General features: G+C 39.6%; 23 protein-coding genes and 1 pseudogene. 16 read left to right on the top strand and 8 right to left on the bottom strand.

The features are described from left to right. Positions 1-57: 57 nt before the first annotated feature. The 3 genes from ACJ004_RS07000 to ACJ004_RS06990 are packed head-to-tail and all read right to left on the bottom strand — an operon-like array spanning position 58 to position 1898. Positions 58-1107 carry an NAD(P)/FAD-dependent oxidoreductase gene (locus tag ACJ004_RS07000; RefSeq protein ID WP_410892052.1) on the bottom strand — a complete coding sequence of 350 codons (1050 nt, stop codon included), beginning with the start codon at positions 1105-1107 and terminating at the stop codon, positions 58-60. A gap of 27 nt (positions 1108-1134) precedes the next feature. Then, on the bottom strand, positions 1135-1443 hold the full coding sequence (locus tag ACJ004_RS06995; protein WP_410892051.1) for a hypothetical protein: 309 nt from the start codon (positions 1441-1443) through the stop codon (positions 1135-1137). Next, positions 1443-1898 carry a PD-(D/E)XK nuclease family protein gene (locus ACJ004_RS06990; protein WP_410892050.1) on the bottom strand — a complete coding sequence of 152 codons (456 nt, stop codon included), beginning with the start codon at positions 1896-1898 and terminating at the stop codon, positions 1443-1445. Before ACJ004_RS06990 ends, ACJ004_RS06995 begins: the two co-directional genes overlap by 1 nt. A gap of 366 nt (positions 1899-2264) precedes the next feature. On the opposite strand from ACJ004_RS06990, the gene ACJ004_RS06985 reads away from it, so the two are divergent. From ACJ004_RS06985 to ACJ004_RS06965, 5 genes are all read left to right on the top strand, one after another. Further along, entirely contained in the window at positions 2265-3110 is an 846-nt protein-coding gene (locus tag ACJ004_RS06985; RefSeq protein ID WP_410892048.1) for an ABC transporter ATP-binding protein, read from the top strand. Further along, complete coding sequence (locus tag ACJ004_RS06980) at positions 3061-3984, top strand: iron-hydroxamate ABC transporter substrate-binding protein (protein WP_410892047.1); 924 nt, start codon at positions 3061-3063, stop codon at positions 3982-3984. Before ACJ004_RS06985 ends, ACJ004_RS06980 begins: the two co-directional genes overlap by 50 nt. Before the next feature lie 72 nt (positions 3985-4056). After that, positions 4057-5067: a FecCD family ABC transporter permease gene (locus ACJ004_RS06975; RefSeq protein WP_410892046.1), complete on the top strand. Its 1011-nt coding sequence runs from the start codon at positions 4057-4059 to the stop codon at positions 5065-5067. Further along, positions 5064-6071, top strand: coding sequence for a FecCD family ABC transporter permease (locus tag ACJ004_RS06970; RefSeq protein ID WP_410892044.1), 1008 nt, complete (start codon positions 5064-5066; stop codon positions 6069-6071). Before ACJ004_RS06975 ends, ACJ004_RS06970 begins: the two co-directional genes overlap by 4 nt. A 193-nt stretch (positions 6072-6264) precedes the next feature. Beyond that, positions 6265-6987, top strand: coding sequence for a DUF2161 domain-containing phosphodiesterase (locus ACJ004_RS06965; RefSeq protein ID WP_410892042.1), 723 nt, complete (start codon positions 6265-6267; stop codon positions 6985-6987). A 39-nt stretch (positions 6988-7026) separates the two neighbouring features. Here the strand turns inward: ACJ004_RS06965 and ACJ004_RS06960 are convergent. Beyond that, positions 7027-7227: pseudogene (locus tag ACJ004_RS06960) on the bottom strand (cytochrome c oxidase assembly protein); the annotation flags it as partial. 129 nt (positions 7228-7356) lie between these two features. Here ACJ004_RS06960 and ACJ004_RS06955 point away from each other — a divergent pair. The 3 genes from ACJ004_RS06955 to ACJ004_RS06945 all read left to right on the top strand — a co-directional run bounded on the left by ACJ004_RS06955 (position 7357) and on the right by ACJ004_RS06945 (position 10919). Beyond that, positions 7357-7530 (top strand): hypothetical protein, encoded by a 174-nt coding sequence (locus tag ACJ004_RS06955; RefSeq protein WP_214718169.1) that lies wholly within the window; start codon positions 7357-7359, stop codon positions 7528-7530. A gap of 489 nt (positions 7531-8019) precedes the next feature. Next, complete coding sequence (locus ACJ004_RS06950) at positions 8020-10203, top strand: malate synthase G (protein WP_410892040.1); 2184 nt, start codon at positions 8020-8022, stop codon at positions 10201-10203. 152 nt (positions 10204-10355) lie between these two features. Next, a complete protein-coding gene (locus ACJ004_RS06945) occupies positions 10356-10919 on the top strand; it encodes a hypothetical protein (RefSeq protein ID WP_410892038.1) in 564 nt (187 codons plus the stop codon). A gap of 61 nt (positions 10920-10980) precedes the next feature. Here the strand turns inward: ACJ004_RS06945 and ACJ004_RS06940 are convergent, their stop codons facing one another. Further along, positions 10981-12573, bottom strand: a complete 1593-nt coding sequence (locus ACJ004_RS06940) for an acetolactate synthase large subunit (RefSeq protein ID WP_410892036.1) — start codon at positions 12571-12573, stop codon at positions 10981-10983. A 198-nt stretch (positions 12574-12771) separates the two neighbouring features. Here ACJ004_RS06940 and ACJ004_RS06935 point away from each other — a divergent pair, with 198 nt between their 5' ends. Then, positions 12772-13707 (top strand): aldo/keto reductase, encoded by a 936-nt coding sequence (locus ACJ004_RS06935; protein WP_410892035.1) that lies wholly within the window; start codon positions 12772-12774, stop codon positions 13705-13707. Between the two features lie 280 nt (positions 13708-13987). After that, entirely contained in the window at positions 13988-14560 is a 573-nt protein-coding gene (locus tag ACJ004_RS06930) for a DUF2062 domain-containing protein (protein ID WP_410892034.1), read from the top strand. Here the strand turns inward: ACJ004_RS06930 and ACJ004_RS06925 are convergent. Beyond that, positions 14557-15393: an SDR family oxidoreductase gene (locus ACJ004_RS06925; RefSeq protein WP_410892032.1), complete on the bottom strand. Its 837-nt coding sequence runs from the start codon at positions 15391-15393 to the stop codon at positions 14557-14559. The genes ACJ004_RS06930 and ACJ004_RS06925 overlap by 4 nt on opposite strands. Positions 15394-15512: 119 nt before the next feature. Beyond that, complete coding sequence (locus ACJ004_RS06920) at positions 15513-15707, bottom strand: alpha/beta-type small acid-soluble spore protein (RefSeq protein WP_410892030.1); 195 nt, start codon at positions 15705-15707, stop codon at positions 15513-15515. Between the two features lie 164 nt (positions 15708-15871). Between ACJ004_RS06920 and ACJ004_RS06915 the strand changes: the two genes are divergently transcribed. After that, positions 15872-16123 carry a hypothetical protein gene (locus tag ACJ004_RS06915; protein ID WP_410892029.1) on the top strand — a complete coding sequence of 84 codons (252 nt, stop codon included), beginning with the start codon at positions 15872-15874 and terminating at the stop codon, positions 16121-16123. 82 nt (positions 16124-16205) lie between these two features. Further along, positions 16206-17330 (top strand): NAD(P)/FAD-dependent oxidoreductase, encoded by a 1125-nt coding sequence (locus ACJ004_RS06910; RefSeq protein ID WP_410892028.1) that lies wholly within the window; start codon positions 16206-16208, stop codon positions 17328-17330. Positions 17331-17375: 45 nt separating this feature from the next. Here the strand turns inward: ACJ004_RS06910 and ACJ004_RS30205 are convergent, their stop codons facing one another. Next, positions 17376-17744 (bottom strand): hypothetical protein, encoded by a 369-nt coding sequence (locus ACJ004_RS30205; protein ID WP_486348385.1) that lies wholly within the window; start codon positions 17742-17744, stop codon positions 17376-17378. Between the two features lie 349 nt (positions 17745-18093). On the opposite strand from ACJ004_RS30205, the gene ACJ004_RS06900 reads away from it, so the two are divergent. The 4 genes from ACJ004_RS06900 to ACJ004_RS06885 all read left to right on the top strand — a co-directional run bounded on the left by ACJ004_RS06900 (position 18094) and on the right by ACJ004_RS06885 (position 21562). Beyond that, the gene (locus ACJ004_RS06900) at positions 18094-18528 is read left to right on the top strand and encodes a hypothetical protein (RefSeq protein WP_410892026.1); all 435 of its coding nucleotides are present in this window, start codon (positions 18094-18096) and stop codon (positions 18526-18528) included. Positions 18529-18805: 277 nt separating this feature from the next. Continuing rightward, entirely contained in the window at positions 18806-19888 is a 1083-nt protein-coding gene (gene cysP / locus ACJ004_RS06895) for a sulfate permease (RefSeq protein WP_410892025.1), read from the top strand. 203 nt (positions 19889-20091) lie between these two features. After that, positions 20092-20742 carry a spore protease YyaC gene (gene yyaC / locus ACJ004_RS06890; protein WP_410892024.1) on the top strand — a complete coding sequence of 217 codons (651 nt, stop codon included), beginning with the start codon at positions 20092-20094 and terminating at the stop codon, positions 20740-20742. Positions 20743-20884: 142 nt separating this feature from the next. After that, positions 20885-21562: a GntR family transcriptional regulator gene (locus ACJ004_RS06885; RefSeq protein WP_410892022.1), complete on the top strand. Its 678-nt coding sequence runs from the start codon at positions 20885-20887 to the stop codon at positions 21560-21562. Positions 21563-21585 lie beyond the last annotated feature (23 nt).

Here is a 21585-nt window from a genome sequence, read left to right as displayed (position 1 = left end):
AGCTGGATCAGTATTCTTAGAATCACCTATATGTATTTATTAAATTTTTCTAATGGATTATTTTATCATTTCTTTCACTAATTCTTTATTTCGTTTTTTAAAGAGTTTGTTATGCGAAGAGACCATTCCGATGTTACTTGCGTCAGGCTGGATAAATTGTTTTGCTTTATTTACTGCATTTGCAGCATCTTGGAAAGCACCCGCAATTAAATTTACTTTCCCATCGTACATTAAAATATCTCCAGCTGCGTAAAGGCCAGGTACCGAAGATTCACTAACAGCATTTCCAGCAATATAGTACTCCTCTGATAAGGAAATATTTAAGTCACTATTATCAAGTAATGTCGAATCACGTTCATATCCATGATTAATAATCACTTCATCAATAGGCAAGCAGGAAACCTCGCCGGTATCATGATTGGTTAGTTCAACTCCCTCTATTTCTTCATGGTTGCTGCTGGCAATTAGTTTTGTAATCGACGTATTAAAGAAACAAACTACATTACTGTTCATTAGTTGAGTTACTTGAGCTTCATGGCCTTTTAAAGCATCTTTTCGATAGGTTAAATAAACATTTTGGGCAATCGGCTCTAATTCATTTGCCCAATCTAAGGCAGCATTGCCTCCACCGGAAATGATTACTTTTTTATCTTTGAAATGTTTGAGGGACTTCACGGTATAATTTAAATTAGACACTTCAAACCGCTCTGCGCCTTCGATTGCTAACTTTTGAGGATTTAAGATTCCACTGCCAATTGCTACAATGACTGTTTTTGAAAAATGCCTTTGTCCGGAAGAGCCGTGTAATACAAAAATACCTTCGTCATTACGTATGATGGACTCTACTTTTTCGTTTAAAACCACTGTAGGGTTAAACGTTAATCCTTGCTCTACAAGCTGTTCAATTAATTTTGCTCCTGGAATGGGGGTCATCCCACCAACATCCCAAATCATTTTCTCTGGATATACATGGATTTTTCCACCCAACTGTGGTTGAAATTCAATAAGCTTCGTTTTCATTTCTCTTAGTCCACTATAAAAAGTGGAGTAAAGGCCTGCTGGACCTCCGCCAATTATCGTCACATCAAATAATTCTTGTTTCTCCATTTCCGCACACTCCCAGCCATAAAATCTTTATGATAAATACCTATTTTGCGTTCCATTTTGTGTTTCACGGTTACATACATTTTGAAAAGGACATGTTGGGCATTCCTCTTCATTGTAAACTCCATTGAAACGTGAAGATTCCCCTAGCAAATGTTTCATTAATTGCAGATAACTGATGCCTTCATGGATATTTTCAGGTGTAGGATAAAAGAAATGTTTCTTCCCATTTAATAAGGTAACCACTTCAATTCTTTTAGGAATTTTCTGAAACACTTTTTCTGAAAAAACGATGGTTATATAAAAATAGAGCTTTAGCATTTCTGCATTTGCTTCCACTAAATACTTTTTAACAACAAAGGAAGAACTGGACCATTCAGCCACATCAAAATTAAAGAGAGATCCACATCTAATTCATGAACATGTGTTTTAAATTTTTCAAATAATAGCATAGGGGGAGCGGTATCTGTTTCAGTCGTTAGGTTCTGCATTAAATAATCCGTAATCTTAGCTGCCTCCGTATAATATTGAATCCGTGACTCAAAAATGTGAGGAGGTACTTTACTCCAATATCGTTCAACTAAAGCAAGAACCTTTGTTGAATGGCGCTGTTCGATTGGGAGTTGAAAATAGGAATAGACCACTTGATTTACGACGTGCTGAACCACCTGTCTCCAATCCAAGGGACGCTTTTTCTTTTCAATATACTCATAATAGAATTTATAAGGACAGGTAATGAAATCTTTTAAATTTTCTTCAGTCATTGATTTCATAATGTTCAGATGGTGTTTCATGTCATAAATCCCTCCTAAAAGTTTCCTTCCACACTGTTCCTGAACCAACTCGGGTAGAATAGTTCCTCATAAAATTATGTTTATTTAATCGTTCTATAAATGATAAATATTATCAGTTAATACCATTTTAATTGATAATGATTATCAATATCAAATGTTTTTTTATTTTTTTTAAAATTTTTCTTAAATTCATTCAGAGACCCATGGAAATCTATACCTTTACGTGCCTAATTTTAGATCGTTTTTTGAAAAGAAAAAAAATAGTTGTTGACAACATATAAACTTCCAACATATGGTTATCTTGAAAATGATAATCATTATCACTAAGAATAAAAATAACTAATCTTGTTAAAAAGGAGGTTCCTTATGGTTCGGCTTTATACAGAGGATCTAAACATTGGATATGATGAACGGTTAATTGTTAAAAATCTTAGTGTGAAAATTCCCGATCGCAAAATTACGACCATCATCGGTTCAAATGGCTGTGGGAAGTCCACATTATTAAAAGCGATTACACGAATTATTTCACAGCAATCAGGTATGGTCGTGTTAGATGGGAAAAACATCTCAAAAGAAAACACAAAGAGTCTCGCCAAAAAAATGGCCATTCTGCCGCAAACACCTGAAAGCGCGAGTGGACTAACAGTGGGTGAGCTCGTTTCCTATGGAAGATTCCCTTATCAAAAGGGTTTCGGACGTTTAACGAAAAAAGATTATCAAGTTATTGATTGGGCCCTTGAAGTCACTGGAATAATAGACTTTAAGTTTCGTCCAGTAGATTCCTTATCCGGCGGGCAGCGTCAACGAGTTTGGATTGCTATGGCTCTTGCTCAAGAAACGGAGATTATCTTTCTTGACGAGCCAACCACTTATTTAGATATGGCTCATCAGTTAGAGGTACTTGAGCTTTTGCAAAAACTGAATATCGAACAAGGGCGGACCATTGTCATGGTCCTTCATGATTTGAACCAAGCAGCTCGATTTGCGGACTACATAATTGCTTTAAAAGAGGGGCATATCGTAAAGGCTGGAGAGTGTGAGGAAGTAATAACTCATGATGTGCTAAAACAAGTTTTCCAGATTGATGCTCAAATTGGAAGAGATCCTTGGACTCATAAACCAATGTGCATTACTTATAACCTATTAAAAGGAGAAACGAAAAATGAAAAAGCTGTTATTCCCATTTATCCTGCTCTTAGCGTTAGTAATTAGCGCTTGCAGTAACGAATCATCTGGTAAGGTAGATACAACCACTAAAAAAGAAGAACAACCTAAAACGATTACATACCAATCAGAAACTGGACCCATTGAGGTACCCGCCAATCCGAAAAGAGTTATTTTGCTCTCTGGTTTCACAGGGAATGTGATTGATTTAGGTGTAAATATCGTGGGTGTCGATGTGTGGTCTAAGAATAACCCCACGTTTAAGGATGAATTAAAAGATGTGGAAGAAGTATCAGATGAAAACTTAGAAAAAATTATTGAATTAGAACCAGATTTAATTATTGGTTTATCTAATATTAAAAACCTGGATAAATTAAAAGAAATTGCACCAACTGTCACGTACACATGGGGCAAGGTGGACTATTTAACCCAACACTTAGAAATTGGCAAGCTATTGAACAAAGAGAAAGAAGCTCAAGCATGGATTGATGACTTTAAATCACGGGCACAAACCGCTGGAGAAGAAATTCGCGCAAAAATTGGTGAAGATGCCACCGTATCTGTCCTCGAAGCTTATGATAAGGATCTTTATGTATTCGGTGATAACTGGGCGAGAGGGACAGAAATTTTATATCAAGCCATGAACTTGAAAATGCCGGAAAAAGTAAAGGAAATGGCGTTAAAATCGGGCTATTATACGATCTCAGCGGAGGTACTTCCGGAGTATGCAGGGGATTATGTGATATTAAGTAAATATGCAGATGCTGATTCTTCATTCCAAGAAACAGAAACTTACAAGAATATTCCAGCCGTTAAAAACAAACGTGTCTTTGAACTAAATGGAAATGGCGCCTCCTTCAGTGATCCAGTCACACTGGAAAATCAACTGGAATTTTTCAAAAAATCATTTCTCGGTAATTAATACACTTCCAAGGGAGCGGCTAAGATTAAAAATCTCTCTCCCTTATTCTATCAATGGAAAGATGAGATACAGATGACGAAAAAATATCAGCGTCCGATACTATTTGTCTATAAAATATTCGCTAGTTTGCTAGTTTTTATCGGTATGTTTATTGCTGCCATGGTATTTGGGGCTGCAAATACGACGGTCAATGATGTATGGCTCGCACTTACTTCCAACTTGAATAATGATGCCACTTTAATGCTGCGTGAAATCCGCTTTCCTAGAGAAGTGGCAGCGATTTTTGTGGGGGCAGCATTATCTGTATCGGGGGCAATTATGCAGGGAGTAACGAGAAATCCACTTGCTGATCCAGGCTTACTTGGTTTAACAGCAGGTGCAAATGCAGCACTCGCCATGACTATTGCATTTATCCCTTCTGTGAATTATTTCGGAATCACGATTGCTTGTTTTATTGGTGCGGCTATAGGAACGTTGATGGTTTTTGGGATCGGTGCCATTCAAAAGGGCGGCTTTTCTCCGTTCCGAATTGTCTTAGCTGGAGCAGCAGTTTCAGCCTTCCTATACGCAATCGCAGAGGGAATCGGGATTTACTTCAAAATATCAAAAAATGTTTCGATGTGGACTTCAGGAGGGATGATTGGAACCACTTGGGGCCAGCTCCAAGTTATCGTTCCATTTATTATTATTGGTCTGCTAGTTTCACTTCTGCTCTCAAGACAGCTCACCATTCTTAGTTTAAATGAAGAGGTTGCTGTGGGATTAGGACAAAAAACAACGCAAATAAAGGCGATTCTATTTATTGTTATTATTCTACTAGCTGGATCATCCGTTGCTCTAGTAGGGAACATGGCATTCATCGGATTAATGGTCCCACACGTAGTTCGTGCAGTCGTGGGAAGGGATTACCGTTTTATCCTGCCAATGAGTTGTATTTTCGGTGCCACGTTCATGCTTATTGCCGATACACTTGGACGAACCATTAATGCGCCTTATGAAACACCAGTGGCTGCAATTATGGCAACCTTAGGATTACCCTTCTTCCTAATCATTGTGCGTAAAGGAGGCAATGCGTTCTCATGATTCAGCCTTCTTTACTTAAAAAGCAGCGATTGCTTCTTTGTATTTTATTAGTACTTATCACAATTACAACCGTTATTGGTATGGGATTGGGATACTCTTCATTATCCTATGATAGACTGATTCCAACCCTTCTCGGTAATGGTTCCTTTAAAGAGGAATTCGTTTTATTTTCCGTGCGATTACCACGGTTGATTATTACGTTGTTAGCAGGGATGGCGCTGGCTTTATCAGGAGCAATTTTACAGGGGATCACGCGTAATGATTTAGCTGATCCTGGTATTATAGGGATTAACGCTGGAGCAGGTGTGGCTATTGCTGTGTTCTTTTTGTTTTTCCCAATCGAAGCAGGGTCTTTTGTTTATTTGCTTCCTGTTGTAGCTTTTTTCGGTGCTATTCTAACTGCGTTCTTCATTTATATCTTCTCGTATAAAAAAAACACAGGTCTGCAACCGATTCGATTAGTATTAATTGGTATCGGTTTTTCAATGGCTTTATCTGGGGCAATGATTGTTTTGATCTCATCTGCCGAACGGGAAAAAGTAGATTTTATTGCTAAATGGTTAGCGGGAAATATTTGGGGAACCGATTGGCTGTTTATTTGGGCAATTCTTCCTTGGCTAGTCATCTTAATCCCCTTCACTCTATACAAAGCCAACCGTTTGAATCTGCTTGGTTTAAGTGAACCTGTGGCCATCGGTGTGGGTGTATCGATTGAAAAGGAACGAATTGTTTTACTATTAACAGCAGTTGCACTGGCAGCTGCAGCCGTTTCTGTTACGGGAGGAATTACCTTTATTGGATTAATGGCACCGCATATGGCAAAAGCGTTAGTTGGACCGAGAAATCAACTTTTTATTCCAGTCGCGATTCTTATTGGGGGCTGGCTGCTATTGTTTGCAGACACAATTGGTCGGAATCTTCTTGAACCCAATGGTATTCCAGCTGGAATCATGGTCGCCTTAATTGGTGCACCTTATTTTATGTATTTGTTATTAAAAAAATAGAACAAAATTAATAATAAACAAGCTAGGGGAAATCTCCTAGCTTTTTATTTTTCCAGCTACTTCCTGATGATTTTTTATTAGATGGTTTCAAATAAAGTTCGTTCAGGAGTGAAACATCCTTTTCGAAAAATAAAAAATGAGTTACATTGGTTAGGTTGATTCTAATGGTTTGTATGGGGGCTGGTGATCATGTGTGAAGGAAACAAAAAAGCTGCAAGAGATTGATTTATATAAACCCATTCAGACCTATTTTGTCCGAGAAGGTTATGAGGTTTACGGTGAAGTGAAAGACTGTGATATCGTTGCCATCAAAGCTGAGGAGTTAGTTGTTATCGAATTAAAGCTCAACTTAAGTGTAGAATTACTACTCCAGGCGGTTAAGCGGCAGCGGATAACAGATAAAGTATATGTGGCAATCCCGAAACCGAAACATCGTTTGAATTCGAAACGATGGGCAGAGAAATGCCATTTAATTCGCAGGCTTGAGCTGGGATTAATCGTTGTTTCGAATCCTGGGAAACGTGGCAAAGCAGAAATTATCTTTGAACCCACTACCTTTCAACGCCGGAAAAACAAACTTAAGCGTGAGGCAATTCTTAAGGAAATCAACGGTCGAAGTGCGGACTATAATGTTGGCGGCAGTAATCGAACAAAGATTATGACTGCTTATAAGGAAAATTGTATCCGAATTGCTTGTTATCTTGAAAATTTGGGCCCCTTATCCCCGAGGAAATTAATTCAATTAGGAACGGGAAAAAATACCCCATCGATCCTTTCGAAAAACTACTATGGTTGGTTTGAAAGAATCAAACGAGGGACCTATGTAATATCGGAGAAGGGAAAAGAAGAACTAAAGGAATATCCAGAGTTAGTAAATTATTATTTAACTAGTTTAGAAGACGATAAGCTTATGTAAGCAACCGGCTGCCCCCAAAATTTATTTGGGACAGCTTTTTTATTTACCAAGTTCCGTATAAGCCTCATTTGTTCGAGGTCGGGATTCTTTGAACCATTGAATACAAAGGATAATAATCAAAATCAGGTCGATGGCATCACCGCCATAGTACATAAGCAATCCGCCTGTTTTGGCTTGGTCAATGGGAACTCCCATTGGCGGATGAGCATAAATATATTTTGAAAGGATGCCGTGACATGCCCAATCCTTTGACTTTGTCTTGTAAGTTGATGGCTTAAATTTGTTGATAAAAATCCTATTTTTAATTTCTCTGTAAATTGTCAAGACTGATAAGCAGAGGGCGATTAAGATAAGGAAGGAGACATATTTATGAATAAACCTTTTGAATACCAGGAAATTTTATATAATGAAGTCATCTATTTTTTAGAAACGAAATGGAAGCGTCGACTAAGTGATCATGAGCGGCATGTACTTATTGAAGGCTATCGATTTGGCAGGATGGTTGAGGCGGAAAATGAAATCAAAATCCTTTCGGCTAAATAATTTTTTGAAGGGGTTTAGACAATTGGCAGCGGTTGCTGCCTTATACTTATTTATAGGCAGTTTTCTAAAAGTTTGTTGTTCTTGAAATTAGATGAAAAACTTGGTAGAAGTACTGAGCAGCCCGAATACACGAAGACTCCTGCGGGAGTAGTGAGCAAGGTGAGACCCCACAGCGAGGTACGAGCGAGGAGGCTCACAGCTCACCCGCGGAAAGCGAAGTGTATTCGGGCTGCGGGTTTATAATAACGATCTTTAAACAGCTTATTTAAAAGATTTGAATGAACTTTGCAAACTGCAAGGTTTTTTCTCGTTTTAAGTATTGTATAATAAAGGAAGCGCTTCATTCTTTTTATAAAAGTATAGTTACTCTGTCATTGGCCAAGCATGCAAGTGAAGGGAGGGTAGGTGCAAAAATAGAAAAGAGATTTAAAGATTCATAAGATATTAGCGGGTGTAAAAGATTAAGCTACATAAGGGGGAAATTGAAAGATGTCAAACTATGTAAAAATAGGTAATCTTCAAGTAGCGGATGTACTTTATCATTTTATTAACGAAAACGCTTTACCTGGAACGGGCTTGGACGGAGAGCAGTTCTGGACTGATTTTGAATCACTCTTTGATGATTTGACACCAATTAATAATCAATTACTTGCTCGAAGGGATAACATTCAGCATCAACTCAATGCCTGGCACAGGAAAAATAAAACCTTCAACTTTGAAAACTATAAATCATTTTTGCGAGAAATTGGTTACTTAGAACCGAAGACTGCCGATTTTCAAATTAGCACGGAAAATGTTGATGAAGAAGTAGCCTTAAAAGCTGGACCGCAACTTGTCGTTCCAGTCGATAATGCGCGCTATGCGTTAAATGCAGCCAATGCCCGGTGGGGAAGTCTATATGATGCCTTATATGGAACGGATGTGATTAGTGAAGACGGTGGTGCAAAGCGGGCAGGGGGATACAATCCGAATCGCGGAGAAAAAGTGATTGAATTTGCAAGAGGGTTTCTTGATCAAGCCGTTCCGTTGCAACAATTTTCCCATAAGGAAGCTGTCAAATATTCGATAGAAAAAGGGAAACTAACCGTTTTACTTCGTAACGGCACAACCGTAGGGCTTCAAGATGAATCCAAACTATATGGGTATCAAGGGAATCCGGGAGAACCTTCTGCCATTTTGCTGAGAAATAATGGTCTCTATTTTGAAATTCAAATCGACCGGAGCCATCCAATTGGCAAAACCGATTTAGCTGGCGTTAAAGATATTTTCCTAGAGTCGGCATTAACCACGATTATGGATTGTGAGGACTCCGTTGCTGCCGTGGATGCAGAGGATAAGGTTCTTGTTTACTCCAATTGGCTCGGTTTGATGAAAGGCGACTTGACAGCTTCTTTTACAAAAAGTAATAAGACAATTACTCGCTCACTTCAGCCTGACCGACAATATATATCCCCAGCAGGTGAGGAGTTTGCTTTAAAAGGGCGGTCCCTTATGTTTGTCCGTATTGTTGGGCATTTAATGAAGAGTCATGCGATCCTTGATAAAGATGGGAACGAGGTACCAGAAGGATTAATGGATACTGTCCTGACCAGTTTAATAGCTAAGCATTCTCTTTTGGCAAATGGCCACTATCAAAACTCCTCAAAAGGCTCTATCTATATTGTAAAGCCGAAAATGCATGGGTCCGATGAGGTGGCTTTTGCAAACGAAACGTTTAACCGTGTTGAAGATATGCTCGGACTTGAGCGGAATACACTAAAGATTGGTGTCATGGACGAGGAGCGCCGGACGTCTTTGAATTTGAAAAATTGTATTCGTGAAGTAAAGGATCGAATTGTTTTTATTAATACTGGTTTTTTGGATCGGACTGGGGATGAAATCCATACTTCAATGGAAATCGGTGCGCTTATTCGGAAAAACGAAATGAAGTTTTCGACCTGGCTGCAAAGCTATGAAAAATCAAATGTGTTTGTTGGACTTGCAACTGGACTAAAAGGCCGAGCCCAGATAGGTAAAGGAATGTGGGCGATGCCTGACCTGATGGCCGAAATGCTCAAGCAAAAAATCGGCCACTTGCAAGCGGGCGGGACGACGGCGTGGGTTCCTTCCCCAACGGCAGCAACATTGCATGCGCTGCATTATCATCAATTGGATGTTTCAAAAGTGCAGGATAAGCTTGCAATGGAAATCCAGGATCTTAGAGACCAGATTTTAATGATCCCTGCTGCCGAAAATACCAACTGGTCCGCGGAGGAAATTCAGCAAGAGCTTGATAACAATGCACAGGGCATCCTAGGATATGTTGTTCGCTGGGTAGAAATGGGTGTTGGCTGCTCGAAGGTACCGGATATTAATCATGTAGGCTTGATGGAAGACCGTGCGACCCTTCGGATTTCGAGTCAGCATATCGCGAACTGGCTCCACCATGGGATTTGCACGAAGGAACAGGTAATGGAAACCTTAAAGCGGATGGCCAAGGTAGTAGACCAACAAAATGCTGGAGATCCAGCGTACCGCCCAATGGCTGTCGATTTTGATCAGTCAGTGGCATTTCAGGCTGCCAGCGAATTAGTATTTAAAGGGTATGATCAACCAAACGGCTATACAGAACCGATTTTGCATCGCCGCCGGATTGAAGCGAAAGCCAAATGGGGAGTCAAGCACCCTAATTAATAGCACTTCATTGAAAAACAACTACATTATGACAGATGTAGTTGTTTTTTCCGATTGTTGTGTAATAGCCTCCTAGTTCGCAAAACGGTTCCACCAAGAATACTTAGTTAATATATTGTAATGTGTGAAATGTAAAGACCGAGGTGGAACCGATGTATTTATTCAAATCGATTACGGATGAAATTAAATCAGCAAGGCTAGTTTTTAATAATTATTCCAAACCAAAACGGCTGGTATTAGCGGCCCTTTTTGCCAGCATTGCGGCTGTTCTCCAAGCAGCGGGTGGTTTTTTACCTGTGTTGGGGTATTTAATTAGTCCATTTGCAACAGCACCGATCCTTTTATGTTCGATTCTATCACTACCTCTTGGTGCAATGGCCTATTTTCTTACTAATTTAATGCTTCTAATTCTTCAGCCTAGTGAATTGATTGTTTTCCCATTTACAACTGGCTTGCTAGGACTTGGTACCGGAGTAGCTTTTTACTTTTTCAATAAGAGATTAACCATTATCGCAGTTGGTGCTTCATTCTTATCCTTAGGTATTCTTAGCCTGTTATATGTTTTCACATTCCCAGTTCTAGGTCCCGTCGTATCAAGTTCCTTTTCCTTGTTAACAGCCGGTGCTATTTTTTTATTTTCTTTTATTTATAACTGGATTTGGGTCGATATCGGTTTAATACTTTTAAAAAGGTTAAAAAAGACTATACCTAAGTAATTTTCCAAATTACACCTGTATGCTGAGCAGCGCCTATTTCTTATCTGGTGGCAAGCTAGGGTCATTTTCCCAAGACAACATCGATTAAGACGATATCGTTTAAAGATTGCAGCGACTTTTTCAGAATGTTATCAAATTCCCTGAGATCCCTAGCGCGATTTCCGGTCACTCCGAAACTGGCAGCTAATTGGACAAAATCAGGATTTTGAAAGGTTGCTCCGTAATTCTCGCCAAACTTTTTGTTCATTTGCTGGACCTCAAGTTTTAACATCGAGTCATTTAAAACAAGAATAATGAAAGAAAGTCCGAGCCGTTTGGCTGTCTCGATTTCTGCAAAATTCATTAGGGCGCCGCCATCGCCGGTAATACAAATAACAGGGTTATTAGGACAAGCCAGTTTCGCCCCGATGGCACCTGGTATGGCGATACCCATTGAAGCGAGCCCGTTGGAAATGATTAACCGGTTTGGACCTTTCGGTTGATAGGTGCGGGCAATTGAATCCTTATGGGAACCGACATCGGATATTACAATCGTCTCCTCTGTTGTGTGAGCTTCAAGACTGTGGAGAATATTTTCAATCGAGAAGGGAAGAGAGGTGCCGGGTTGATATGGGCTCATTTGATAAACATTCTTTATTTGTTCCTTGAGTTCACCTTTGGGAACCCAGGATTTCGTCGGAAGGGCGGATTGATTTAGGAGCTGCAATGTTTTCTTCAAGTTCCCAACTAATTCTACCTCAATAGGATAATATTCATTGATTTCTGCCGGTAATGTATCAATGTGTAAAACAGGAAGTTTCTTATTATTCCAATCCTTTGGCAGTTTTTCAACAAAGTCAAAGCCTATGACAATCAAGAGATCAGCCTCTTTCAAACCTGGCAACACTACATCGTTTTCCTTAAATCCAAAGGTATAGAAATTAAGCGGGTGTTCTTTTGGAAGCACACCTTTTGCCATAAAACTATGCGTAACAGGCGAATGAAGGGACTCAATAAAGGTTAGAAGCTCTTGGGCTGCTTCCTGTCTGATGACCCCGTTTCCGACGATGACAAATGGCTTTAGACTCTTTTTAATCAGGGCAATTGCAGCTTCTATTATCTTGTTAACAGGAACACTTTCAGGCAAGGGAGTAACGGGTAAGGCCTTCTCTGCAATCATTTGAGTCGCAAAGTTCTCTGGTAAAGTAATGGCGACGGAACCAGGTTTCTCCATTTTTGCGAACTTGAATGCTTTTCGAATCATCGCCGGAGCTGTTTGTGACTCATTGATTTGTGCGCTCCATTTGGTTACGGATTCGAACATTTTAACAATATCGATGTATTGATGGGATTCCTTATGGTGACGTTCCATGCCAGCCTGTCCAATTAGGGCAACCACGGGGGAATGATCGAGCTGGGCGCTGGCAATTCCTGTTAAGAGATTTGTCGCTCCAGGGCCAAGTGTTGATAAACAAACACCGACTTTGTTTGATAATCTTCCATAAACATCGGCCATAAAAGCCGCCCCTTGCTCATGCCTGACATTCACGTATTGGATCTGTGTTGATTTTGACAAGGATTCAGCGAGGTCCAGAATCTCCGTGCCGACAATCCCAAACACGTATTCAACCCCTTCGTTTTCTAAACAATGGACAAGTACATCTGTTATTTTCATCATGTCCTCCTTATTATTTAGGTACCTATGGCTACGGCAATCCGATTTTTAACCCCAACATGGGCAGCTGATGATTCCTTACCCATATTCTTTCCTAAATTTGTTTTTTATTTTTATAGAAAATAAAAGGATTAACTTTGTTTTCTCATCCAAACATTTGCTATCATCAAATTAGTAAAATAAGGGAGATGGACGTTAATGGCCAAACATGCTCGAATTGGGAAAACAGAATTATATGTCAATCCGATTGGTCTCGGAACCAATGCCGTTGGGGGACACAATCTTTTTCCAAACCTGAATGAAGAAGCAGGGAGGGAGTTGGTTCGAACAGGTCTGGCTCAAGGGATTAATTTTCTAGACACAGCCTATGTCTACGGTTTAGGGCGATCGGAAGAAATCATTGGGGAAGTTGTTAAAGAAAGCGGAAATCGTTCGGAAATTGTCATTGCATCCAAAGCAGCACATCAATTAAATGGTAATGATATGGTCTTAGATAATTCACCTGCTTTTTTAAAACAAGCCGTTGAAGAGAGTTTAAAACGACTTCAAACGGATTACATAGATTTATTCTATATTCATTTTCCCGACCTTGATACACCAAAAGACGAAGCGGTTGGAGCGTTAAAGCATTTAAAGGATGAAGGGAAGATTAGAGCCATCGGAGTGTCTAATTTTTCCCTTAATCAATTAAAAGAAGCCAATAAAGATGGCTACGTGGATGTCTACCAAGGGGAGTACAACTTGTTAAGCCGCGGTGCAGAGAAGGAGTTATTCCCATACGTAACTGAACAGCAAATTTCTTTTGTCCCCTTTTACCCGTTAGCTTCAGGGTTATTAACAGGTAAATATAATCAAGAAACTGAAATTAGTGAAAAGAATCGAAAAAGACCGCAATTTCAGGAAGGCGTTTACGATAAAAACTTGGAAAAGATTGAGCGGGTTCGTCAAATTGCAACGACAAAGGGTGCGGAAGTTTCCCAAGTGATTCTTGCTTGGTATCTGTCCCGTCCATGCATCGACGTGATCATTCCAGGTGCTAAGCGTGCTGACCAAGTACTTCATAATCTAAAAACGTTACAGATTCAATTAACTGCTGAAGAGATTCAAAAAATTGATCAGATATTCCCTATATAAAGGAAACAATAAAGCCGTGAACAGTGATTTTTTATCACCTTTCACGGCTTATTTTTATGAAGTAAGGAATAATAAGAATCAGTCCTTTTTATAGCCTGTACAGGTCGGAAAGAGGAAAATTTATCCTTGGTAATTTATGATTTCCCTGAAAATTCATGAATTTACGCTTAATTATTCTATTTATAGTGTTATGATATTGGTAATGGTTATATTGAACTAAACTCTAAGCTAATCGGTCTGCAATTGGTCTTGAAAATCTGCGATAAAAGGAAGTATTCGTATGAACATTAAACATAAAAAGCATCATTTTTTTCAACGAATTGGCCGAGCTTTTAAATTGAATTTTATCAAACTGCTTCGTTCTCCAGGTGGTGCCAAGAAAGTATCATTAGGATTTGCGATGGGCTTTGGCCTAGAAATGGTTGTTCTTTCAACTGCTTCCCTTATTTATATCGTGTTTTTCCCAATGGTTCGAATCGCGAGAGGGTCCTTGCCCGCAGCCATTATCGGCAATGTAATTGGAAAACTATCCTTTTTACCTGTTCTACTCCTGCCGTTTGCCAAAACCATTGGAAAACTGATTTATCCTATTAACGGAAGAATCGGTCATAAGACGCCTTTTTCTTTCGAACAAATCATACATGGTGATTTCCGAGGTGTGGTCAGTCTCCTTCATGGAGGAGTCCATGTGTTAATTGGAATGACGATTTTTGGCATCATTTTTGGAATTATCTCGTACTTCCTTGTTCATTATTTTTATGAAAAAGAAAAAACAAAAAGGCTAAACAGAATTCGCGATAAACAAGCCCTTCGTAAAAATAATTTAGTTATGATTGATGCGACGAATAATTAAGGTTTTAGGCGCTTGAGAATGATTGATTCTAACAGTTTCCACGGCAGCAAATTTCTTAACCTTAGCATAGTCTTTACACCCGTCCCAATTGGATACCTGAGGTCGGGTGATTTTTGCTGCGAGGCAATTTGTGCAGCCAATTTAGCTACTTCTCTTGGATTGCCATGCTTGGCCTTTCCTCCTTCAATTTCATCAAGTAAACTCTTCATATAAGAGGTATACGGGGATTCAGGGTTGATTTCCATCCCGTCCACACTAGCCCAAATATTGGTTTGATAGGAACCTGGCTCGATTATGGATACATCGATCCCAAAGGGTTTCAGCTCGAGGCGAAGGCTTTCGCTATAACCCTCAAGAGCGTGCTTGGATGCGACATAAGCAGATAATCCAGGAAATCCGAGTCTTCCGCTAATACTGCTAATATTGATAATTCTGCCTAGTTTTTTTGCCCGTATTAATGGAAGAACGGCCTGGGTGACAGCAATCACTCCGAAAAAGTTGGTTTCGAATTGTCGTCGATATTCATCCACGGAAAGTTGTTCACTAAAACCTCCAAGAGCAAACCCTGCATTGTTTACTAACACCTCGACAGGGGGATAATTCTCGAGAATGCCTTGAAAAAGATGGATGGATTCACTAGAAGTGACATCGAGCGGTTGAATATGAATGAAATCCTCGACTGTGTTTTCTTTCGCAAGGGTTAGTAATGACTCTGATTTATTAATATCTCTCATGGTAGCGATAACCGTAAAACCCTTTAATGCTAATTCAATCACGGTTAACATTCCGAAGCCGCTAGAAGATCCTGTAACAATCGCTGTTCTTTGCTTCATGATTTCCTCCTTGACTATCTTTTCTTCTATTTAAACGTAAAAGGGAGAAGTTTGTATACACAAAAAGGAAAAAGGCTGTCCCAAAATCTGTTGGGACAGCCTCTTTTTGAAATCCTCCGTTATTGATTTTGATGATTTCGGAGGTTTTGTTCAGCATAAGCTACTAGACGCTTCGTCATTTCGCCGCCGACTGAACCGTTTGCTCGTGCGGTCGTATCAGCACCAAGTTGAACTCCAAACTCGTTGGCAATCTCTTCTTTCATTTGATCTAAAGCATTATCTGCTCCAGGAACCAATAGTTTGTTTCTAGCCATGATACATCACTCCCGACGAAGTTTTTTGAGCAAGTTGTCCTTGCTCGTATATAATTTAACCGTTTTTGGTGCATTTCATTATCATTGAAAACCGTAGTATTAGTTATTAGCAAAAAATTTCATGTGTTTTCTAAAGTAAATTAAGCCAACTTTTGCTAAAATAAATGAGTTGGCTAGAATGGCAGGATATAAAATCGAATAGTGAACTTATCATTGGGGATATTATTCATGAAAAGTTGGTTATAACATTATTTAGAAAAGTGAGTGATGTTGTTGTGATCGAATTCCCCAAAACTCTTTATTGTGATAAGTGCGGCAAAGAAACCGAGCATATGGTACGCGAGGATGCTTTAGAAATAGAATATATTTGTACGCTATGTAATAATGAACAAGAAATTATTAAGTCTTTTTTTTAAAAAGCAGTTTATAGTACCCAAACTCAGCGAAGAAGAAAGAGATTTGTCTATCATATGTTATTAATAAAGAAATAGGTGTTTTATGCAGAAAATAGTTGTAATTGGTGCAGGAATACTGGGTGCATCGACAGCGTATCACCTTGCGAAATCAGGGGCAGAGGTGACATTAGTGGATCGAAGCGACACTGGACAGGCGACTGATGCTGCGGCAGGGATTGTTTGTCCCTGGCTTTCACAGCGGCGCAACAAAGCCTGGTATCAGTTAGCCAAAGGTGGAGCTCGTTACTATCCAGAATTAATTGCTCAATTGGAAGCTGATGGCGAGAAAGAGACGGGCTATCAACGGGTTGGGGCCATCAGTCTACATACAGAAATGAATAAACTTGAACAGATGGCGGAACGAGCACGAAAACGTCGCGAGGATGCACCTGAAATCGGTGAGATTTCCATTCTATCGCCTTCTGAAACAAAACTGCTATTCCCACCTTTATCTGAGGAATATGGGTCTGTTCATGTAAGTGGAGGAGCACGCGTCAATGGTAGAGCATTACGTGGGTCGTTACTCCGCGCCTCCAGCAAACATGGAGTGAAGATTGTAAACGGAAATGCGTCCCTCGTGATGCAGGGAAAGCAAGTAATTGGGATTAAGACCACAGATAAACTATACGGGGCAGATCAAGTAATTGTTACCGCAGGAGCATGGTCTAAAGAGCTTTTACAGCCATTAGGCGTTGAGTTCTTAGTTAAACCGCAAAAGGCACAAATCATCCATCTGGAATTGCCTGACACGGATACAAGCCAATGGCCGGTGGTTATGCCTCCTCAAAATCATTACATTCTTACCTTTGAAAATGGCCGTGTCGTTGTGGGCTCGACGCATGAAAACGAGGCTGGATTTGACACTCGTGTTACGGCTGGTGGAATAAATGAGATATTAACCAAAGCGCTAGAAGTAGCACCAGGCCTATCCGCATGCACCTATCTTGAAACAAGAGTCGGTTTTCGGCCATTCACCCCAGGCTTTTTACCTGTAATCGGAGCGTTGCCGGATTATCAAGGAATCTATTTAGCCAATGGTTTAGGGGCATCAGGGTTAACAAGTGGACCATATCTTGGTGCCGAACTTGCCAAGCTTGTTTTAGGAAAACAAACGGAGATAGACTTAAGTTGCTATGAAGTAGCCGGAGCACTCTCACCTAATGATTAAAAAATAAAGAGCACCCATTTGGGTGCTGATTCTCCAATGAACAAATCATGGGAAGGTGCTTAAAAAAATAAAGCGCTTCCAAATTACTACGAAATAATTCCTCTTCGGAAAAGTTCGCCAATCGCATGGGAACGATTCTGAACGCCCAGTTTTTTTATAGCTGTTTTTACATATTGTTTCACCGTTAATTCGCTGATCCCATCGAATCTGCCATTTCTCTTGTTCTTTCCCCCAGGCAATTCTTCGCATGACTTCTAGTTCCCGCTTACTTAATCCTTGTGGATCCTCAACACTATTGGATTTCTCTAAGAATTTTCCAATTTCTTTGCCATAAAGGGTAAACGAGGAAAGAAGTTTTTCATCAATCGTAGATTCTTTCACGAACTCATTGGAGCAAATATAGCCGATAATCACAGATCGAAAACAGATAGGTACAACCACAAGCGAATGTACACTCGAAGAGGTTATGTATTTACTACTTGTTTGCTTCAGGTACTCAATTCCGGTACAATACTTTGCTTTCTTTCATTAATTGCTGAGTAAATGATTGGCAGGGAACGGATATCATCCCGAATATCCCCAATATGCATCATCCCATCTGTGTTCAATAAGATAATACCTTCCCCAAGAAACCCTAAGGGGGAAAATCTAAACAAATAGGTATTCATGACAGGGTAAAGGTCCATGTAAACCTCAAGAATTTTATATAATCTTTCTTCGTGGCACGTTGCTTCCTCTAGTTTTTGAATTTGATGTTGTAAGATTGAAGGAGAAATGGGCAGGGGGAGCACAGACAAGGACCTACCTTGGAATTGCAAATGCTGGGTTTCCGAACATGTTCATGATTACTGGTCCCGAAAGTCCATCCGTTCTAAGTAACATGCCTGTATCAATCGAGCAGCATGTCGAATGGATTGCTGATTGTATTGAATATATGCGCAGCCAAGGTGTAGAAACGATTGAGGCGAAGGTTGAAGCGGAAGAAGCTTGGAGTAAGCATTGCCGAGAAGTAGCTGAATCGACGCTCTTTACGAAAACTGACTCATGGTACACCGGTGCCAATATACCTGGCAAACCGCGAGGATTCCTGATTTATTTAGGTGGAGTCGGGGCTTATCGCCAAAGATGTACAGAGATTGCCGCGAATGGATATGAGGGCTTTTCATTTATATCCTCATCAAAGACTGCATCGAGGTGACACGGCTTTAAAGGGGCAAATAATTTTCGATAATAGAGTCTGCGGACTCTTTTTTTTTGTCCGATATTTGATGAGACGAATTTTTGATCTATTTGACAAAGTCTTTTTTAGAAAATTCAAAGACATCTGAAATAATTGGTTGATTAATGGGGTTTTGAACGGTATAATAATCAACATACTAAATTATTCCTACCTGAATAGTGTGAATTATTGAAGGAGAAAAATAAGATAATAGTTTACCAGGAAAATAGATAGGTAACATAAGGGGAGATTCTACATGGTTTGGACGTCGATTGCTTTTATTATTGCTTTCTTCTTTGCGATGAATATTGGAGCAAGTGGGACGGCAGCATCGATGGGGTCGGCCTATGGTGCAGATGCAATAAAGAGTAAGCGCTTGGCAATGGTGCTAGTTGCTGTGGCAGCTTTTCTTGGGGCCGTGCTTGGTGGTGGGGAGGTTGTGAAAACAATTGGCGAGGGAATTATTCCTTCTAATCTCCTAACGATAAAATTAGTCGTTCTAATCCTTGCTGGTGCTACATTGACGTTATTTATTGCAAATATAATCGGAATTCCCTTATCAACAAGTGAAGTTACCGTTGGATCGATTGTTGGAGCAGGGATCGCTTTTAAAAGTTTGTACATAAATAACCTGTTGGTCATTGTTTTATTTTGGGTGTTAGTTCCAATCGTCTCTTTTCTCATTACATTTTTTCTTGGAAAAATGATTGCCAAGGCTGAGAAACGATGGGTTGGATTGACGAAGAATGGAAAATGGAAAAGATGGCTGGCCGTGTTACTTGTCGTGGGGGGCTGTTTAGAAGCTTTTTCTGCAGGGATGAATAATGTCGCTAATGCTGTTGGGCCGCTGGTTGGGGCTGGGATGATTTCCACGACTAAAGGAATTTGGATAGGGGGGCTATTCGTTTCAATTGGAGCTATTTTATTAGGAAACAGGGTTCTTGAAACGAATGGGAAGAAGATTACCAGACTGTCTTTACTGGAAGGAAGCGCTGTTTCTTTTACAGGAGGAACCCTCGTTATTCTGGCTTCAATATTTGGACTCCCCATTCCGTTAACCCAAGTTACGACTTGCGGAATATTAGGTGTAGGCGCTTCGCAAAAAGGGTTTGGAATTTGGCAGAAATCTGTCATACAAAGGATCCTAAAAGTTTGGCTTATCTCCCCGTTAGCTTCACTGGTCATTTCTTATATACTTATTAACCTTTTAGTGAAGATTAATATTTATAATATCATTATCATTTTAAGTACTTTGATTGCAACTGTGGGGGCGTTAAGTCTTTCATCGACCATCCGCAAGGAAAACAGCACCATACATGATGATGGTGGTGGAATTTAAATGATAAATTATTAGAATGAAGCTCTGTTGGGAACTAAACCACAGAGTTTTTATTTTGTTGGTGTCAGGCACCATTTTGTTACAAAGATGTGAACTGTCATCTGTTTTTTGTGATTTTAATAAGTAATGATATGGAAGGTTTATTCATCGCTATCATAAAATATAGGAAGACGTGTAAAATTTCTCGAGAGAAGTGTAGGGACATGACAGTGGAAAAATGGGCAGGAATTAGGAACTACAACTTGAGAAGAGGGTTGATGCTAATGTGGCCTTTTGACGGCAAGAAAAAGACGATTGAAAAGGCAGGAAGGTCATGCTATTTTTCCGTAAAAGAGACCTCAGAGGGACACGAGTTTAATGAATTTGTCAATAAACTGACAGAAGTTCTTACTAATACCTCAAGGGAAGTCATTTTCTTATGTGTGGGTTCCGACCGTTCAACAGGAGACTCTCTCGGACCAATCGTTGGGACGATGCTGAAAGAAACTGACATTCTATTACCTGTATATGGAACTCTCGAAAAACCAGTTCATGCCTTAAATATAAACAAGATCCTTAAGGAAATTAATCAAACTCACAACGATCCGTTTATTTTGGGAATCGATGCTTGTTTAGGTGATGAAAAGCAAATTGGGTTTATATTTTTAAAAGAAGGTTCATTAATTCCTGGCATGGCTGTCAATAAAAAGCTCCCTCATGTAGGTGAATACCATATGAAAGCTGTTGTGAATTACCTAGACCCGCTATCACCGGCACAATCCTTAAATAACACCCGATTATATACGGTCATGATGATAGCCGAAGCGATGACAAAAATTATTACGCAAGCAGTATTAGGAGAAGGGACAACTTGAAAAGACCTGTAGAAAATCCTCGTAGATGGTAAAGTTACTTATAACCTATCTTTTTAATGGTAATTCCAACCAAAGAATTTGATGTTTACAAATAGAGTGAGTTATAATTGGTACAATGTATACCTAGAAAGAAGGAGAAATTGTGGGGAATAATTGGGCCGAGGAAGATCTAATATCTTTACGAGAAAGGGTCTTTATTCATATTAAAGATCTTATTTTAGAAGGTGAATTTAAAACCGGTGATCGTTTAGTGGAACGGGAACTAGCCGAACGATTAAATATAAGCAGGACACCGATTCGCGAAGCTTTATTTAGATTAGAATCTCAAGGGTTTGTCAAAACCGTGCCAAGAAAAGGTGTTATTGTTGCGGATATTTCAGAGAAGGAAGTTATTGAAGTATTTACGATTCTTTCTTCGCTTGAGGTTTTGGCAGCCAAATTAGCTGTTCAAAAGCTGGACGATGAAACCAAAAGTAAGTTCATCGAGTACAGTAAAAAAGTGGAAGACTGTTTAAAGAATAAAAATGATCATGATTTCTCTAATTTACATGGTGAATTGAATCATCTCTTATACAGTTCCGCTAAAAATGCAAAGCTTTATGAAATATTAAGCGGCTTATCGGACTATATTCGGGCCTTTGCCAAGACAGGGTATAAAAATCCGGGCCGGCCGGTACAGTCAATGGAAGAACACCTACGAATAATGGAAGCTATTATAAATCAAGAAATAGAAATGGCCGAATATTTGACGAAAATTCATATTGAAAATTCTCGAAAAGCGTATATTGAGGCAGTCAATCAAGGAAAAGAGAAGAAATAAAAAGAGAAACTCCATCCCAAGTG

It is taken from the genome of Neobacillus sp. 204 (assembly GCF_046562815.1).
Classification (GTDB): domain Bacteria; phylum Bacillota; class Bacilli; order Bacillales; family Cytobacillaceae; genus Neobacillus.
This window is presented reverse-complemented; position numbering and strand designations above follow the sequence as displayed.

Bases quoted from the DNA above. Each gene is read 5' to 3' on its own strand.
- ACJ004_RS07000 (WP_410892052.1), bottom strand. From the start codon at position 1,107: ATGGAGAAACAAGAATTATTTGATGTGACGATAATTGGCGGAGGTCCA.
- ACJ004_RS06990 (WP_410892050.1), bottom strand. From the start codon at position 1,898: ATGAAACACCATCTGAACATTATGAAATCAATGACTGAAGAAAATTTA.
- ACJ004_RS06985 (WP_410892048.1), top strand. From the start codon at position 2,265: ATGGTTCGGCTTTATACAGAGGATCTAAACATTGGATATGATGAACGG.
- ACJ004_RS06980 (WP_410892047.1), top strand. From the start codon at position 3,061: ATGAAAAAGCTGTTATTCCCATTTATCCTGCTCTTAGCGTTAGTAATT.
- ACJ004_RS06975 (WP_410892046.1), top strand. From the start codon at position 4,057: ATGACGAAAAAATATCAGCGTCCGATACTATTTGTCTATAAAATATTC.
- ACJ004_RS06970 (WP_410892044.1), top strand. From the start codon at position 5,064: ATGATTCAGCCTTCTTTACTTAAAAAGCAGCGATTGCTTCTTTGTATT.
- ACJ004_RS06955 (WP_214718169.1), top strand. From the start codon at position 7,357: ATGAATAAACCTTTTGAATACCAGGAAATTTTATATAATGAAGTCATC.
- ACJ004_RS06950 (WP_410892040.1), top strand. From the start codon at position 8,020: ATGTCAAACTATGTAAAAATAGGTAATCTTCAAGTAGCGGATGTACTT.
- ACJ004_RS06945 (WP_410892038.1), top strand. From the start codon at position 10,356: ATGTATTTATTCAAATCGATTACGGATGAAATTAAATCAGCAAGGCTA.
- ACJ004_RS06940 (WP_410892036.1), bottom strand. From the start codon at position 12,573: ATGAAAATAACAGATGTACTTGTCCATTGTTTAGAAAACGAAGGGGTT.
- ACJ004_RS06935 (WP_410892035.1), top strand. From the start codon at position 12,772: ATGGCCAAACATGCTCGAATTGGGAAAACAGAATTATATGTCAATCCG.
- ACJ004_RS06930 (WP_410892034.1), top strand. From the start codon at position 13,988: ATGAACATTAAACATAAAAAGCATCATTTTTTTCAACGAATTGGCCGA.
- ACJ004_RS06925 (WP_410892032.1), bottom strand. From the start codon at position 15,393: ATGAAGCAAAGAACAGCGATTGTTACAGGATCTTCTAGCGGCTTCGGA.
- ACJ004_RS06920 (WP_410892030.1), bottom strand. From the start codon at position 15,707: ATGGCTAGAAACAAACTATTGGTTCCTGGAGCAGATAATGCTTTAGAT.
- ACJ004_RS06915 (WP_410892029.1), top strand. From the start codon at position 15,872: ATGAGTTGGCTAGAATGGCAGGATATAAAATCGAATAGTGAACTTATC.
- ACJ004_RS06910 (WP_410892028.1), top strand. From the start codon at position 16,206: ATGCAGAAAATAGTTGTAATTGGTGCAGGAATACTGGGTGCATCGACA.
- cysP (WP_410892025.1), top strand. From the start codon at position 18,806: ATGGTTTGGACGTCGATTGCTTTTATTATTGCTTTCTTCTTTGCGATG.
- yyaC (WP_410892024.1), top strand. From the start codon at position 20,092: ATGACAGTGGAAAAATGGGCAGGAATTAGGAACTACAACTTGAGAAGA.